Source organism: Sporomusa intestinalis (assembly GCF_055383785.1).
The window spans coordinates 3,208,298-3,225,324 of the sequence record NZ_AP042390.1 but is presented as its reverse complement, the minus strand read 5'-3'; the positions used below and the strand labels follow the sequence as shown (position 1 = coordinate 3,225,324).

Below are 17,027 nucleotides of genomic sequence, written 5' to 3'. Positions count from 1 at the left end.
CCATTATGGGAGGGATTTTTCATGGGCTGAACTTTATTGCTTCGTCAATTTTTTAGCAAGAGACACCGGCCAAAGCTGACCGTCCGTTTTTTACTGCCAGTTCATAAGAGATTGCAACCGCCCAATACAGGCTGTTATATGTGAATTTGGCGTTAGTTCTCCCGTTTAGCTAAATCTTTAACGGCAAATTTAAAGATGCTGTTAAGCCATTTGTAAATAGTTTTTGACTCTTTAGTCATTAACGGCCCCAGGATCGCCAGCAGCAGCACATACAAAGCGGCAAAAGGCTGTAAAATCGGCAGCAAGCCGCCGGCCTTTCCCAGATTCGCCGTAATGATGGAAAACTCGCCGCGGGAGACAATAGTAAGCCCGATATTGGTAGAAGCTTTCATCGACAGACCGGCAGATTTTCCAGCCAGCAACCCGGCAATTAAATTACCGATAATCGTGATAACAACTGCGCCAAGGGTCAGCCAAAAAGCTCCTAACAGATTAAACGGGTCGATCGACAAGCCAAAGCTGAAAAAGAACATGGCGCCAAAAAAATCCCGAAAAGGCAAGATGATCCGTTCAATTCTGTGCAGGTGCTCGGTTTCCGCAAGGATCAAACCAGCCAAAAGCGCGCCAATGGCCTCGGCTACATGAAGGGTTTCGGAAAAGCCGGCAATTAAGAACAGCAGCGCAAAAACCATCAGAATAAACAACTCATTGGACTGAACCGACAAAACACGATTTAAAAACGGAGTAATTTTGCGGCCGATGAGCAGCATTCCCAGGATATAGAACAGGGAGACTGCGGCCGCGCCAATAATGCCTGAGAGCGAGGTGGCGCCACTCAGCAATAAACCGGACAGAATTGATATATATACTGCCAGGAAAATGTCTTCCACCATAATAATCCCCAAAATCATTTCGGTTTCGGGATTGGCAGTGCGTTTTAGGTCAACAAGCACTTTGGCGACAATGGCACTGGAAGAGATCGTTGTAATACCGGCTATAACCATAACTTCTTTCAGGGGAAACCCGGCGGCGAAAGCGTATACCAACCCTAATGTGAAATTGATCGCTAAGTAGATCGTACCGCCGATGGCGATGGAGCGCCCGGCGCTAATCAGCCGGCCGACAGAAAACTCCAGCCCCAAATAGAACAGCAGAAACAAAATGCCAATCCTGCCCATAAATTCGATGGTTTCTGCGCTTTCGATAAAACGGAAATCCACAATCCCCAGCTGGGGGGCATGAGAACCGACTAACATACCAATGATAATGTAAAAGGGAACAATGGAAGAGCGCAGCTTGGTGGAAATAAGCCCGGCGCAGGCTAAGAGAGCAATAGCCACGCCAATTTCGAATACCAGTATCTCCATACTTTAGGATTCCTTATGAATCAGAAGATTTTTCAAAGCCTTAATTTGCTTTCTGTCTCCGGCCACCACCAGCATGGCATCGGCTTTAAGCACATGCTCCGGTCCGGGGCTAACCTTCTGGGTTTGATCTTTTTCCACAACCGCGATAATCGTTGCGCCTGTTTTTTGACGGATGTCTAACTCACCAATGCATTTACCGATGCAAGGCGAGTTGCTCTCTAATCGATACCATTCGATAATCAGATCATTCAACGCCATCTCAATTGTCTCCAGCGCTTTCGGCTTATAGGTCATGCCGCCAACAATAGCAGCTACCTGCCGCGCCTCATCGTCCTCAAGCGTAAAGGTGGAGATCATCTCATCCGGATCTTGGGGATCATATTGATAAATCTCCCGGCGGCCGTCATCATGGATGACAAAAACCAATACATCACCCGCGCGCGATACCATTTGATATTTTTTCCCAATTCCCGGCAGATGAGATTCTTTAATACTAAACATAGATAATTCCCCCTACGTTATAGAATAATTGCTTTTATTAATTTTATGTAGCAATTTCATTAGATAAACGAGATAATTGCTAGCTTTTGGTGGTATTATTATATATAATCGCTTAAAAAAAGTCAAATTGCTGGAAATCGGCATAATTTGCTGGATAATCGGGAATATGGCGAACGAATAAGAGCAACTGCACAGCTTGCAAATGAACCGCAGCCGTGAGCGCGGTTGCGGTTTTGCTGTATTAGGACAAGGGAGAATGACGGACTTATTCTGGCGGTATCCTATAGTAGCGGGGGTGAATAACGATTAATATACTGCGGGCAAACGCTTGGCAAAAGAATATCATCCTGTTTTTAGGCAGCCAGACTATATCGCTGTTTGGGTCGTCTTTGGTCCAGTATGCCATCATGTGGTATATTACCCTGAAAACCCAGTCGGGGATTATGATGAGCATTGCGATTGTTTGCGGCTTTCTGCCGACCTTTTTTCTTTCCCCGTTTGCCGGGGTCTGGGCTGACCGCTATAATAGAAAAACGCTCATTATACTGTCAGATTGTATGATTGCGGCAGCAACACTGCTGTTAGCCATATTGTTTTTTATTGGTTACGATATGCTATGGCTGCTTTTTGTCATGTCGGCCGTCCGGGCCCTGGGGACAGCTGTCCAAATGCCGGCGGTTGGCGCCTTCCTGCCGCAGCTTGTGCCGGCAGATAAACTCACGCAGGTAAACGCTGTTAATGGCAGTATACAGTCGCTGGTTATGCTGGTGTCGCCGATGCTCAGCGGCGCGCTGCTGACTATGGCTACTATCGAAATAATATTTTTTATAGATGTTATTACGGCCGCTACAGCGGTTGCGGTATTAATAGCTTTTTTGCATGTGCCTCTGCATGCAAAAGCCCTGGAAAAGCAGAGTACGAGCTATTTCAGCGATATGCGTGCAGGCTTTGCCTATATTGCCAAACATGAGTATGTTAAATCATTCTTTTTATTTTGCGCCTTTTTTCTGTTTTTGGCTGCCCCTGTTGCCTTTTTAACGCCGCTGCAAGTTACACGGAGCTTTGGCAATGATGTTTGGCGCCTGACGGCTATTGAAATTACATTTTCGCTAGGCATGATGCTGGGGGGCGGTATTATGACTTCCTGGGGCGGTTTTAAAAACAGGATTCACACGATGACACTGGCCAGCCTTATTATTGGCAGCTGTACTTTGGCTTTGGGGATGATCCCTGATTTTGGGATCTATCTGATTTTCATGGCGTTAGTTGGCATGGCGATGCCGATGTTTAATACGCCGTCTACCGTTTTATTGCAGGAGAGGGTAGAGGCTGATTTTCTGGGCAGGGTTTTTGGTGTTTTAGTGATGATATCAAGTACAATGATGCCGCTGGGTATGCTGGTGTTCGGGCCGCTGGCAGACATGATTGCAATTGAATGGCTGCTGATAGGAACGGGTTTGCTGCTGTTTATTCAGGGATTTTTCCTGCTAGGCAACAAAGTGCTGGTCGAGGCTGGCAAAGCAGCCCTAAAACCTGAGCAGTAATTATGCTTGCTTTTGCCCAAGCAATTTATTAGTATTAATTTAGGCGGCAATTGTTTTTAGTGCAATAGGAGGCTTATTTATGAATGTTAATGGCAAAGAATTGGACGAAGAGGATATACTGGCAGTTTTAAAATCATTTTTGCCCTATTTGAATCGCATCGTAAGAGAGGATATGGCGGTCGGGCTTACAGACTTAAAAGAATATAAAGGATATTTCCGGGCGCGGGAATTCGAGCTGGATCTGCCGGAGGGCAAGCCAATCCGGGGGATTGCCGCAATTGAAGAATGCATACGTACCGGCCGGGATACGTTTGCTGATATTCCGTCGGAAGTTTACGGCCTGCCTATCAAAACAATTTTTACGCCGCTTTATGGCGATAATGGGGAAATCATTGGCACGCTCAGTTCCGGTATTGACCTCAAGCACAGTCTTGAGCTGGTGCGGAATGTGGAGGAGATTGCCGGATCAACAAGCCAGGTTGCGGACAGTGTGCAGCAAATTGCCAGGAGTGCAGGCGAGTTGGCCGCGGCTGGGCAGCGGGTCCTGCAATTGGCTGAGGAATTGGCGGAGAAAAACAAGCATACAGAAGAGATTATCGGGTTTATTAAAAATATTGCCGCTCAGACGAACTTATTGGGGCTAAATGCCGCGATTGAAGCGGCCCGGGCCGGGGAACAAGGCCGGGGATTTGCTGTTGTCGCCGAAGAGGTTAGGAAACTGGCAGATCAGTCTCAGGACGCGACCAAAAAAATTCAGGCTACTTTAAAAGAAATGAATCAGGCGGTTGTTGTGCTGAATGAATCTGTCGAAGCAACAGGGGCGATCAGTCAGGAGCAGGCCGCAACCACGGAGGAATTATCTTCTGTATTAGAAGGGATCAATAGCAATGCGCAAATACTGCAAAAGCATGTGGCCCGCTATAAATAAAAGCAGTAGGCGGCCAGGCTTTGTGGCGTGATGGCGTACATACAGCTGTTCCGCGATCACACGGGGGGTTATTCGACAGGCAAAGGCGCAGTTTGATAAATTTGCAGAACAGGCTTGGGCCTGGTCTGCGGCGCGGGTGGAAAAGCCTTGCGTATATGGCAATACGCAGCTGCGGGGAGGGGGAGTTTTTTTGCAGAAGAAAAAAGCGCTTATTGCCGGTGCAACCGGCCTGGTGGGCAATGAATTGCTGCAAATCCTGTTGCGGGAGAACAGGTATGAGAGCGTCTGCGCAGTGGTCAGAAGGCCTCTGGGGATCAAGCATCCGCAGCTGCAAGAGGTGATCTGTGATTTTGGCCGGCTGGAAGCGGTTAAAGAATATTTCGCGGTCGATGATGTATTTTGCTGTTTAGGCACAACAATAAAAAAAGCGCAGACGAAAGAGGCCATGTACAGGGTAGATGTGGAGTATCCTGTTGCCTTGGCTAAATTGGCTAAGGACCAGGGGGCCAGTCACTTTCTGGCAGTAAGTGCGGCGAATGCGGGCCGGGAGTCGATTTTCTGGTATCCGCGAATAAAAGGCGAACTGGAAGAGGCAATAAAGAATATTCCCTTTGCGGCAATTTCGATTTTTCGTCCGTCGCTGCTTTTGGGAACAAGGACGGAGTTTAGATTGCTGGAGCGTCTGGCAAGCGGATTGGTCCAATTGCTTGCCCGCCTGCTGGGGAGACCCATGCCGGTCCAGGTGGCGATTGAAGCGAGAGTCGTGGCGCAGGCCATGTATCGGATTGCCCGGCTGAAGAATAACCCGGGAGTAAGGATTTATGCCCCCAGGCAGATGGCCGGCTTGGCGGCCGGGGTCTATTGCAACGGTGCCGGACAATAATTACCGTTGCTGCTTGACAGGGCTTAGCTTATATTACAGGAGATGATCTGATGAATGTTTCGTTTCGCGGTGTGCAGCAGAGAAAACTGGGAGATCAGGTAATTCAGCAGTTGCAAGAAAAAATTTCCTTAGGGGAGCTGCAGCCTGGCAATAAAATCCCTACAGAACCTGAGCTTATGAGCCTGTTTGGTGTCGGCCGCTCGACCATCCGCGAAGCGGTATGCGTTTTGGTAAAGGCCGGCCTGCTTGAGGTTCGCCAGGGGGATGGAACCTATGTGCTTAATAAAACCGGCAGTCCGGAGCCGCTGGAGCATCGCCTGCGCCGGGCTGCCATCCTGGAAGTATATGAGGTTCGCCGCCTGCTTGAACTGGAAATAGCGAAACTGGCGGCTCAGCGCCGGACTGGCGATGACCTTGCCCGTATGCGCGAAAGCCTGGATCGGCTACGGGCAGCAAAATGGGGCGAGGATAATCGCGCTTATGTTGCCAGTGATCTTGCGTTTCATCTTGCCATCGCTGCTGCCAGCAAAAATAGCGTTCTTACCGACTTATACCTCAGTTTTGCCAATGTATTGCGGGATGCGCTGGAAAAGCTGCTGTCAGACCCGGAGCTATATCAGAATCAGCTTGCCCTTCATGAACAGCTATTGGCTGCTATTGAACGTAAAGATGAGCAAGCTGCTGAATATTGGACGGCCGAGAATTTAGACAGAACGATGCAGGATTTACAAACTCTGTTGCGATGAATGGTCTCCGTTTTTAATACATCAGATGATAAGATGAAATGGGGAGAAAAAATGAAAAAACGCTTTGTTTGGCTGTTGTCTGCCGGGCATTTATTTACCGATTTGAATCAGGGAGCTTTGCCGGCCATACTGCCTTTTCTTATTTGGGAGTACGGTTTGAGCTACACTGCCGCTGCCGGTCTTGTGTTTGCGGCCAGTTTTGTTTCTTCTGTTGTCCAGCCTTTATTCGGCTATTTTGCCGATAAGGGCTCGAAGCCCTGGCTGATGCCGGGGGGGATTCTGTTAGCCGGCTGCGGCCTGGCGGCAGTGGGTTTGCTGTCGCATTACTGGGCAATGTTTGCGGCTGTAACGGTCAGCGGAATCGGGATTGCCGCCTTTCATCCGGAAGCGGCGCGCATGGCCAACAAAGTTTCCGGCGAGAAAAAAGGAACCGGTATCAGTATTTTTTCCGTCGGGGGCAATGCCGGGTTTGCCTTAGGTCCGGTTATTACCACGGCAGCACTGTTGCTATGGGGCTTAAAGGGTACGCTGATTCTGATTGTGCCTGCAGTCGTCATGGCGGCAATTATAGCTTCCCAGACCGGCAGACTGCAAGAGTTTGCAACACCTGCCCGCACGGTGGGAGATACCCGGAACGAGGCTGTAGAACAAGAAGAATGGGTGCCTTTCTCCAAACTTACGGTAGTCATATTTTGCCGCTCAATCATTTTTTACAGCCTCAATACTTTTTTACCGCTCTACTGGATTAACATACTGCAGCAATCGAAAGCCGCCGGCGGCTCGGCGCTAACTATTTTATTCACGGTTGGGGCAGTGTGCACCCTGTTTGGCGGGCAGCTGGCAGACCGTTTCGGCGCCAACAGGGTTACACGGCTTGGTTTTGCCGCGCTTTTCCCTTCTTTGCTGGTTTTTACCATGGCCGACAATATTACTTCAGCAACCTTGCTGCTCATTCCTATCGGGGCGGCCCTATTTGCCCCTAACAGCCCGATGACGGTTTTGGGACAGAAATATCTTCCCAACCGCCTGGGACTGGCTTCGGGCGTTACCCTTGGCCTGGCAGTAAGCGTGGGCGGAATACTCACACCTATGTTGGGCTGGTTCGCGGACAACTATGGGCTGCTGCTGGCAATACAGATAGTCACTTATCTGTCTGTAGTACCGGCAGTTATGGCTTTTACCCTGCCCGTTCCCAGAATTGACCGGGCTATTGCCGGGGAACCTGCAGTGGAAAAAGGGCATTAAGCTGCCAAGCCAGTCATGCTAAACGAATGGAATAACTGGAAAAGGAAGCGTAGCTAGTCTCGAACCAATTCGAACTAGCCGCTATTAATTGTACTCCTGCAGGGCCTGAAAACTATTCCCGGCGCTAAACTTTACGGAGACCATTATGATCAACTTTTAAAACATTTATGAATTCTATGATCTATGGCGAAAAAATTTTGATTACAACCCCCTGTTTTACTGCTAAACTATAGCCAGTATGTTAACTTGTTATTCAATTCTTTCAGCCTGGGGGGAATTTTATGGATATACGTCTGATGAAAGAGTTTATCTGCTTAGCAGAACAATTGAATTTCAGTAAGGCGGCAAGTAGATTGTATGTCTCGCAATCTGTTCTTAGCAGGCATATCGCGAATCTGGAAAAAATTCTGGGAGTGCAGCTGTTTATTCGGGATACCCAAGCGGTGCAGCTTACAGCTTCAGGCGAATTTGTGCGGGATGAATTTGCCGCTGTTGTTGCTAAGCATGATGAGGCTATGAGAAAAATTAATCAGATGTTGTCCGGTATTGCGGGAGAGTTGCGGGTAGGTTTTCTTGAGCGAGCAGTAAAAAAATTTTTACCAGACTTAATCACCCAATTTCGTTCCAGGTATCCCAATATTTCTTTACAGTTGGATCAATATAATATGGGGGCCTTGGCGCAGGCATTGAAGCGCGAAGAAATAGATATCGCGTTTTCATTGTCTTTTGACCAACCGGAAAAAGGATATAGTTCGAAAACATTGTACCGGGATTCTCTGGCGATAGTTTTGCCTAAGAATCATCCTTTTGCCGGCAAAAAGGTAATTTCACTTGCCGATTTAGCACAGGAACCCTTTATTTTTGCAGGCAAAGACGAATCTCCCGGAATGTTCAAGCGTGTAATTGAATTATGTATGGCAAATGGATTTTCACCAAATATTATTAAACAGTATTCTTTTCCGGAAAATGCATTGCTAATGGTGAAAACAGGGCTAGGTATTGCTATACTGTCCCGCCATATGGAATCGACGGATTCGGATCTATGGTTTGGGAGTATAGAAGGGGATAATACGAAAATTGACGTTGTTATTACTTGGAAAACAGCAAATACCAATCCTGCTATCCAACTTTTCTTAAAACTGCTTGATTCTAGTGGTCCGCCTACACTGAAATCATAATTACTTCGCGGGCCTTTTTCCGCCATGCTTCGTTGTCGTCGGCTTACATATGTCCGATATGCGCGCGTCCTCCGCCTCGCCTGGCGAAAAAATTCCCACGAATTATTTTACGCTTTCAATGTAGTCGGACCACTAGTCCATTCTGATAGTAATCCACCTGCTATCAATTAGAAATTGTTAGCAGGTGGATTATTTTTTTAGTTGGAGATAGTTCTAATTTCGTTATGCAATTTCGGAATAATGAGACGCAAAAATCACAATTCGCAGACTCCGAAAAATTAGTTAATATAAGAGTAGCTGCTGGTTAACTTTTGAACTGTAAGGATCATGTTTGGCTAAATATTGTAGAGTTCATCGCGGGGCTAACAAGGATTGGCCGGCGAAGCCGGATAGGCAAGCCGGCGGTAAAGGCTGCCAATCCAACTCCCCGGGTATTTGACCGGAATAGAATTTGGAGGTGTAAATAAAATGAGTCACAATCATAATTCATGGGGTTGGATGCTGGCATTAGACTTCTTTTTTTGCGGTATGGGCGCCAGTATGCTGGTTGTTGCCGGAATAGCTGATTTGTTTTTTGGGGCCGGCAGGACTTCTCTGTTAGGTAATTTTATGGGTCCTTTTTTTGTTGCTTGTGGCCCAGCCCTGCTGACTCTTGAACTCGGCCGTCCTTTCCAGGCCTGGCGGGTTTTTGTAAACTTCCGGGCGATGCTTACTAAGGGAGCCTGGACTATGACCCTTTGTATTATTTTCGGCTTCGCTTACTTTGCAATCGAATTTCTGCCTATTGCTCCCGCCCTTATCTCCACTTACTTCGGAATCGAAATTTTGCCTATTGTTTCCGGTTTCGCCTCCGCTTACTTCGGCATCGAAACTCTGCCTTGGAGCAGATTGGCGGCACTGCGTCAAGTTCTAGCCATACTCTGTATTATCACGGGATTGGTAGTCGCTATTTATCCTGGCATCTTACTGGGCAGGCTTAAATCCTGCCCGTTATGGAACGGTCCGGGGTTAATGGCATTGTTTCTGTTGTCTTCGCTGGCAACCGGAATTGCTGCCCACATGGTTTGCGGTTTCATCTTGCCGGCAGTTTCCAATAGCATATTGGAAAGGTTGCCCATGCTGTTGGCAGCGCTGCTTTTTATCCAGTTTATCTTCTGGGCGGCTTATATATGGATTAAAATTACCGGCACCACCGAACAGGAGGCCGAGGCTGCCCGCAGATGGACCAAGGGCGGCCGCTATGCGGCGCTGTTTAAAATTGGGTTTATGTTATGCGGGACCGTGCTGCCGCTGATCCTCTTGTTCTTCGCCAACCCAATTGCTGAGGCGGTTGCCGCCTTACTTGTCATCTTTGGCGGCGCAATCATACGTAACCTGGTTCTTTACAGCGGACAAGACGGTACAGGCGCACCCGCGATTCTGGGTCCGGTTTTAACGAATGTGAGAACCGAGTAAGGCAAGACTGGAACCCGGTTGCAAATGGATTAGGAGGTAGAAAAAAATGAGGTACGGAATGTTGATCGATTTGAATAAATGTAGTGCCTGCGGAGCCTGTGTCATAGCTTGTAAGATCGAACAAGGTACGCCTCATCAAACGTATTGGGGCAACCTGTTTTATAAAGAGGTGGGCCGCTATCCTTTCGCTAAAAGGCGCCACATTCCCATGGCGTGCATGCACTGCGCCGACGCCCCCTGTGTCAAGGAGTGCCCGACGAAAGCCAGTCATTATGATGAAAATGGGTTGGTACTGGTAGATGCCGATAAATGTGTTGGCTGCAAGGCCTGTATTATTGCCTGCCCCTACGGTGCGCGCCATTTCAATTTCAGTACGCCTACCAATAATCCCTATTGGGGTAAGGGGCAGGAGGCAACGCCTTTTGCTTTGGCCAAGGCCGATTGCCATCGGCCGGGGACAGTTGGCAAATGCACGTTTTGCGTCAGTCGCTTACAAGAAAACAAGCAGCCGGCCTGTGTTCAGACTTGTATAGTAAACTGCCGTATTTTCGGTGATCTGGATGATCCGAACAGCGAATTGGTCAAAAAGATTCATGAGAAGGATGCGGTTCCCCTGCACTCGGAGTTGGGGACTAAGCCTTCCGTATATTATGTGGGTGAATTTTAAGGAAGCAAATAGCAATAGTTCTGAAGGAAGTGGTTGAAATGTTTAGCAGCATAAAAGAATCTTTAAAAAAAATAAAGGTTAACAGCGCTGCGACAGCAGCTGTAAGCGGCGGGGAATTGGCTTTAAAAACTGCCGCTGTTTGGGCTGAAGGCAGTCCGGTTTCCAATGAGAAGAAGGAATATAAGGGGTATTGCCACATGTGCATGGCAGTTGGGTCGTGCAGCAATATCGTTACCGTAGAAAACGGTGTTGTGACGAATCTTGAAGGGGATCCGGAGCGCACGACCAACCGCAGCACCTTATGCGCCCGCGGCAAGGGCGCAATCATGAATATGTATAACCCCTATCGTATTAAAGCCCCCATGAAGCGGACCAATCCCCAGAAAGGGATGAATGAAGACCCGGGGTGGGTGGAAATCTCCTGGGAGGAGGCAATCCAAATTGCGGGACAGAAATTAAAGGAGGTCCATGAGCGCGATCCGCGCGAACTTGTGCATTTTTATGGATTTGCCGCCTACGAGTGTTCTCATGGCACCTTTGGTCATGGCCATTGGGCAAAGTCCGTTTTTGGCACGCCCAATGCAAGCAGCTGCAAAGGACAGCAGTGCGCTGTTCACTACGGCGGAGCGCTGACAATGACGGCCTTCCCTACGGTCAATTATGATGCCGCCCACGTGAAATATATCGTTGCTTTGGGGAAGGGGCTGGGGCTTGATATCGGCGGCGCTAACGGAGACGCCAGAGGCGCCGTTTATGCCTGGGAAAATGGCATGCACAGTGTAGTAATCGGCCCTTATTGTAATATCGAAGCCGGCAAAGGCGAATGGATTCCTTCCAGACCGGGAACGGACCTTTCCATTGTATATGCGTTTTTGCATACGATTGTATATGAGATAAACCGTTTTGACCTTGATTTTGTCAAGCGAAGAACCAATGCGCCTTATCTGATTAATGGCAAGGGCGAATATGCCCGCGGCAGCAGCGGAAAACCTCAAATCTGGGATGCCGCAAGCGAAAGTATGAAAGATTTTGATGACATTAGTCTGCAGGATCCGGCCCTGGAAGGCAGCTTCGCTTGGCATGGGGAAGATGTTCGGCCGGCGTTTGCCTTGTTTAAAGAAAGCCTTAGGCACTTTACGCCTGAATGGGCCAGCAGGATTTCCGCTATTCCTGCAGACACCTTGCGGCGAATTGCGACTGAGCTCGTCGACCATGCGCAAATCGGCAGCACGATTAATATTGACGGGCAAGTCATGCCATACCGGCCCTCAGCGGTAATATTGGGCCGTGGTGTATCCAATCATGTCGACGGCACGTTGATTGATTGCTTCAGTCGTGTTCTGAATATGCTTTTAGGCAATATTGGCTATCCGGGTGGGATCACTTCTACTGGTTCGGCTCTTTATAAAAGAAATGCCGACGGTGTCGTTGAACCTATTTCCGAAGCCACGACGGCTACCAGTTTTCATTGGCCGCCGCAGTATTTGGATTTGTATGATTTTTTCCCGCACAGGCATTCCACCAATGCGCTGATGCTGCGTGTTATGTGCGATCCGCAAGCATGGGGGTTTGATTATAAGCCGACCGTGCTGTTTTCATCCGCCGCCAATCCTGTTACCTGTTGTGGTGACCCGGATATTGCCATCGAGGCCTTAGCCAAATTGGATTATGTTATCTACCATGCCTGCTATCATATGGATGAAATGGCGATGATGTCAGATCTGTTATTGCCCGAGGGCGCAGCCTTGGAAGAGGATTCGCTGCATTTATTTCCCGGCATTGAAGCCACGATTACCACAGGCGAAAAGGACTTCTATACCAAGCACAGAGGAATTATCTGGAAAAATGGCGTTGGCCGTTTATATAACACGATGAATGGCAACGACGTCCTGATCAAAATCCTGAAAGAGGCAGGCCTCCTGCCGGCTCTCAATGACTGGGTCAATAAAAACGGCTGTGTCGGTATTCCGAACCCGGGCAGTCCTAAATTTAAAGACCCGCGCTATCAGCTGGATGTAAATAAGGAATACACCATCATGGAGATGTGGGATCTTAATTTAAAGAGCAGCGGACTCGGCATTGATCTGAATTACCTGAAGGAGCATCGGTTTTTCCCTACGCACGGTATGAAATCCAATGCCGACTTATACCCTTCGCACCGAGATAAAGAAACCCGCTTCCCGATTTATCTGATGTCCCAGAAACACAGCGGTGATTTTCTTATTGCCGAAATTCAAAAAGCACGGGTCGATCCGAAGAAATATGTGGGCGTCTCTCTGGCTGAATTAAGGCGTCGTTATACGGCTGTGCCTTATTATCCTGATGATAGTCTCAGACCGATCTTTAATCATCCGCCGGAATACGATATGTCGAGCTTTACCTTCCGGATGCCCATGTTCTTGTACCGCATGGGTTCGATGGATCAAAACCCCATTACCAGAGATTGGAGTTCAAAATACCACCCGGAATTTAATACGGTATTGATCAATGCCGAAACCGCCAGAAAAAAGGGAATTAATGAAGGTGATCTAATCGTTGTTGAATCTCAATTCGGGAAGACACAAGGCAGAGCTTATCTGACACAGCGCTGTCATCCGGAAACAATTGGCATCGGCGGAACCCTGGGGCGAAAAACACGCTGGCTGGGAAAGGACCTGGTGAATGATACCAGCTATAACGATATTTGGGGTGCCCCAATAGGCTATGTTGATCCGATTGACGGAGCGGTTGAATTTACCATTGCTGTTAAGGTTTACAAAGCAGCAGAACTGCCTGGGAAAAATCGGCGGACCGCTAGGACAACCCGGAAAAGGGGGCTGTTGCGAGGGCCACTGGCAAAGGAGGAAATATAATGGCTCATGAGACTGAGATGACCCAGGAAGTTAGGTTAAAAAAAAGGATAGAAAGCTGCCGGTTTTTTAATTCTGTATTTTTAACCCTGCCCGATCATGATTTTGTCAAGCAAATTTTTGCGTTATCTGCGAGTGACGATACGGAAAGCCGGGGTATGCAGGCGATTCGGCAATATGCGCAAAAACACCGGCTGAATGCGGTAGCGGATACTTTACAGGAAATAGCGATTGACCGGTCCAGATTGATTCGCGGCCTGTCGAAAAGAGGGCCTCGTCCTCCGTATGAATCGATTTATATCAAAGAACCGCCGCAGAATGTTATGGGCAGCTTGCATCAATTCTACGCCAAGCTAAACTGCGGCGTATGTGAAACGTTGCGCGAACCCGGTGAACAAATTGGGGTGGAACTTGCTTTTGTCCAATTGCTGTTGGAGCATCAGCTTAAGGCCTTGGAAAGTGGCAATGTGGACAAGGTTAAGAATTATCAGGGCATACTTCGGAATTTTTTACGGCAGCATTTGGGACGTTGGGCCTTAGAATATGCCCAAGAGATGGAGCGATATGCCCGAACTGATTTTTACCGGGGCATTGCTTTATTGCTTAAGGATTTTATGCAGCAAGAGATGGAATTCTAATGAACTGATCGTTTAATAGCTTGGATAGCGGATCATCTACATATACCGAACCGGTCCGCTTTTCCTTGCGGTGCATGATCTGATAAAGTGAGACTAAGCTGCAGCTGGAGTTTTAACTCCACCTGCAGCTTAGTCTCGACTTATCCGCTCTTAGGGTATATCTTCCGAAGAAAGGATCAGTTAGTATTTTTTCACAGTTAGAATGAATCCGGCAAGGGCAAGAGCACCAACTGCCGCGATGCAGCTTAAAAACAAAATTCCGCTTTCGGTATGCCCGGACAGTGTGATTACAACGCCTACTGCTACTGGCACCAAGCCCGATATTCCTTTCCCGATCCCGGTCAGTATTCCTGCACTTGTACTAATCGTATTGGACGGAACTAAGTCTTGGAGAAGTGTAAAACACGCTGGACCGCCAAATCCTAAAAACCCGATACCAATAGTTATCAGTAATGCCGACATCATGTTATCAGAAGCCTGCACCGACAAGTATATTCCTGTGCCGGCACCTGCCATACAGGTGAGAAGCATTGGCGCTCTGCGACCGTACTTATCCATAAGGTATCCGCACAGTATCTTCGTAACAATCATTATCAAGAACGGTGCGGACGCTAGCACCCCCATGGTTGCCCAGGAAAATCCGCGTGCGTCTTTCAGGTATGCAGGCAACCAGGACAAAGCACCATAATATACAGAAGCATGGGCCGCATAAAATATAACTACCAGCCAGTATTTGTAATCTAATAGGACTTTTTTTATGCTTGCGGTATAGCTTCCGGTTTCGAGATGCTCCTGGCCCTCACGTTCTTTAGCTAAGCCAGTTTCAATATAGCTCAGTTCCAAATCATTAACTTTCTTGTGTTGCCTTGGCGTATCGGCTGTGCAAAACCATATTAACGCTAGCGGTATTAAGCCGATTGCAGAAAGAAAAAAGAAACTAAATTGCCAGTTAAAGTAATATAATACCGTTGCCAGCAGCGGCATGGCAACAGCTGGAGCAAGTCCGATACCAACTTGCCATACTGAATTGGCTTTACCGCGTTCACTAGGTGGAAACCAACTTTTAACAAACGTACTTTGCTGGGGAAAGTGCATGGATTCTCCTATTCCAAGAAATACACGGGTTACAATTAGTAATGTAAAATAGGGCGCCATCCCACCAAGTGCTAATGATATTACCCAGGCCAAAATAGCGATCCCCATTGCTTTTCTCGGACCTAAATAATCGCCTAACGGGCCTAGAATGACAGTAGAAATACCATAAGCAACTAGAAACGCGCTCATAATCAAACCCATTTGCGTAGGCTGGCCAGTAATTCCCATATCTGCGAGGAATTTTGCATCCGCTATTAGGAGTGAAACATTTGCCCTGTCGAACTGGGTTACCATAACCGTTATTAGCAGAATAAACGAAAGAAAATGCCGCTGGCGTGTCGGTTTTATGACCTTTGCCGCCGCTTTATTGAGAGTATTTTGTTCGTGCTCCATTTTAATCACACCCATCCGTATTTTACTAGTACCTTGCCAAATCTAATCATCTGAAGTGCCAACGCCAATTCCTCTTCCTTATAATGCCGTGCTTTGGCTCTCATTGTTTACACTTTACACCTTGGTCTTGCTCCAAGGTCAATACTCCGCTCAAGACTATTGATCGCCTGTGTATTAGATTTTCGTATTGTTTAATGCGTTTATATATATTGTCAAACTGTAATGGGGTGAATAATTATGTTATATAAAATTGGCGATATTGCAAAGTTGCTAGGAACTACCACTGACACGTTACGGCATTATGAAAAAAGAGGGTTAGTTAAGCCGATCAAAAATAAAGATAATGAATACCGTTACTATGACTTTTGGGATGTTAATTTTATCATTGATTCTTTATGGTTTCGGGCGTTCGAGTTTTCAATTGACCAGGTTGCAAATTTGCTTAAAGCCCCTACAGTTCAGGACTTGAGTAACCTATTTGAAAAAAAAGAAAACGAGTATCGAAAAAAAATACAGCATTACGAACTTCTTCTGGAACGTTCCGAACAGCATAGAAACGAAGTTTCGCGCATTCAAACCTTTATAGGGAAATGCGATGTTCAGTGGCGCCCTGAATATTTTCGATATATCAACCGCTATAGTGAAGACTTTGAGATTGCCCCTCCCCTGCTAAGATCAACTCAGAAATGGCTGGAGGTAATGCCGTTTGTCCATCGCTATTTTGAGATTCCGCACAAAGCTTTGCTGCAGAGAGAAATACAGGATTATCAATGGGGTTTTGAGCTTTCAAAGTATTATGTCGAAAAGTTAGGACTAAAATTAGAACCACCAAATGTGCATGTACCTGAGGCGAAATGTATCCACTCGGTTTTTAAGAGCAGCGAAAAGGGGAATTTTTCCCCGCGCCATCTGGATTATATGGTTTCTTATGCGCATGAAAATGGAATGACCATTACTGGACCAGCGTCAGGTATATTACTTGCAAGCCTATTAGAAAATGGACAATATACCGGATATTTTGAAGCATGGATTCCGGTTGGGTAGTGCGGTATGGGTCGGCGTAATGCCAAGCAAGGCACAGGCCAAGAAAAAGTAGTTGAATCAAGCCCGGGAATTGAGTATGATAAAATAAGAATATTAAATTAATAGCAAACATGAGTAGCTTGAATATGATAGCAGAATAAAATTCTGGTATATAGTAGTTAAGCCTAGCTTTTTAAAAAGCAACAGCTTTATTGTTGCTTTCTATGGGCTAGGCTTTTTTATCCTGTAAGAAAGTTTAACTTTCCGCCTGGATAAGGGCAACATCAGCTTCCGCTTTCGCTAAGGCTCGGCGCAAGCCGTATTTTTTTATGTGAAGTAAGTATTGAGTGAGCCATTCAGTGACTGCTTTAGAGAAAGAATTGTCCTGCTATGGCCTTGACAAGCTTATTAATTATATATTATGTTTTACATAGCATATATTGTCTGAAAATTATGGGCCTTACAAAAAAAATCGGTTGAGCCTGACTTATAATTAGGTAAGCAGAAGACTAAAA

Annotated in this window: 14 protein-coding genes; 11 read left to right on the top strand and 3 right to left on the bottom strand. The window is 47.0% G+C overall.

All coding sequences use genetic code 11. The features are described 5' to 3' along the window. Positions 1-152 precede the first annotated feature (152 nt). Together ACZ481_RS15325 and ACZ481_RS15320 are read right to left on the bottom strand one after the other, a co-directional pair. The gene (locus ACZ481_RS15325) at positions 153-1,367 is read right to left on the bottom strand and encodes a cation:proton antiporter (protein ID WP_464766220.1); all 1,215 of its coding nucleotides are present in this window, start codon (positions 1,365-1,367) and stop codon (positions 153-155) included. Positions 1,368-1,370: 3 nt separating this feature from the next. After that, positions 1,371-1,868 (bottom strand): cation:proton antiporter regulatory subunit, encoded by a 498-nt coding sequence (locus ACZ481_RS15320; protein ID WP_464766219.1) that lies wholly within the window; start codon positions 1,866-1,868, stop codon positions 1,371-1,373. 299 nt (positions 1,869-2,167) lie between these two features. Between ACZ481_RS15320 and ACZ481_RS15315 the strand changes: the two genes are divergently transcribed. The 10 genes from ACZ481_RS15315 to ACZ481_RS15270 all read left to right on the top strand — a co-directional run bounded on the left by ACZ481_RS15315 (position 2,168) and on the right by ACZ481_RS15270 (position 14,001). Next, positions 2,168-3,412 carry an MFS transporter gene (locus tag ACZ481_RS15315; protein ID WP_464770637.1) on the top strand — a complete coding sequence of 415 codons (1,245 nt, stop codon included), beginning with the start codon at positions 2,168-2,170 and terminating at the stop codon, positions 3,410-3,412. A gap of 79 nt (positions 3,413-3,491) precedes the next feature. Further along, positions 3,492-4,340, top strand: coding sequence for a methyl-accepting chemotaxis protein (locus ACZ481_RS15310; protein WP_464766218.1), 849 nt, complete (start codon positions 3,492-3,494; stop codon positions 4,338-4,340). Positions 4,341-4,530: 190 nt separating this feature from the next. Next, positions 4,531-5,223: an NAD(P)H-binding protein gene (locus ACZ481_RS15305; RefSeq protein ID WP_464766217.1), complete on the top strand. Its 693-nt coding sequence runs from the start codon at positions 4,531-4,533 to the stop codon at positions 5,221-5,223. Positions 5,224-5,273: 50 nt separating this feature from the next. Continuing rightward, entirely contained in the window at positions 5,274-5,969 is a 696-nt protein-coding gene (locus tag ACZ481_RS15300; RefSeq protein ID WP_464766216.1) for a FadR/GntR family transcriptional regulator, read from the top strand. Between the two features lie 51 nt (positions 5,970-6,020). After that, the gene (locus ACZ481_RS15295) at positions 6,021-7,214 is read left to right on the top strand and encodes an MFS transporter (RefSeq protein ID WP_464766215.1); all 1,194 of its coding nucleotides are present in this window, start codon (positions 6,021-6,023) and stop codon (positions 7,212-7,214) included. A gap of 281 nt (positions 7,215-7,495) precedes the next feature. Continuing rightward, positions 7,496-8,392 carry a LysR family transcriptional regulator gene (locus tag ACZ481_RS15290; protein WP_464766214.1) on the top strand — a complete coding sequence of 299 codons (897 nt, stop codon included), beginning with the start codon at positions 7,496-7,498 and terminating at the stop codon, positions 8,390-8,392. 468 nt (positions 8,393-8,860) lie between these two features. Further along, complete coding sequence (nrfD, locus tag ACZ481_RS15285) at positions 8,861-9,847, top strand: NrfD/PsrC family molybdoenzyme membrane anchor subunit (protein ID WP_464766213.1); 987 nt, start codon at positions 8,861-8,863, stop codon at positions 9,845-9,847. Positions 9,848-9,893: 46 nt separating this feature from the next. After that, positions 9,894-10,514: a 4Fe-4S dicluster domain-containing protein gene (locus tag ACZ481_RS15280; RefSeq protein WP_464766212.1), complete on the top strand. Its 621-nt coding sequence runs from the start codon at positions 9,894-9,896 to the stop codon at positions 10,512-10,514. 38 nt (positions 10,515-10,552) lie between these two features. Continuing rightward, positions 10,553-13,366: a molybdopterin-dependent oxidoreductase gene (locus ACZ481_RS15275; RefSeq protein WP_464766211.1), complete on the top strand. Its 2,814-nt coding sequence runs from the start codon at positions 10,553-10,555 to the stop codon at positions 13,364-13,366. Next, entirely contained in the window at positions 13,366-14,001 is a 636-nt protein-coding gene (locus ACZ481_RS15270) for a TorD/DmsD family molecular chaperone (RefSeq protein WP_464766210.1), read from the top strand. The genes ACZ481_RS15275 and ACZ481_RS15270 overlap by 1 nt, the downstream gene beginning before the upstream one ends. Positions 14,002-14,181: 180 nt before the next feature. Here the strand turns inward: ACZ481_RS15270 and ACZ481_RS15265 are convergent, their stop codons facing one another. Beyond that, complete coding sequence (locus tag ACZ481_RS15265) at positions 14,182-15,489, bottom strand: MFS transporter (RefSeq protein ID WP_464766209.1); 1,308 nt, start codon at positions 15,487-15,489, stop codon at positions 14,182-14,184. 237 nt (positions 15,490-15,726) lie between these two features. On the opposite strand from ACZ481_RS15265, the gene ACZ481_RS15260 reads away from it, so the two are divergent. Beyond that, entirely contained in the window at positions 15,727-16,533 is an 807-nt protein-coding gene (locus tag ACZ481_RS15260) for a MerR family transcriptional regulator (RefSeq protein ID WP_464766208.1), read from the top strand. Positions 16,534-17,027 lie beyond the last annotated feature (494 nt).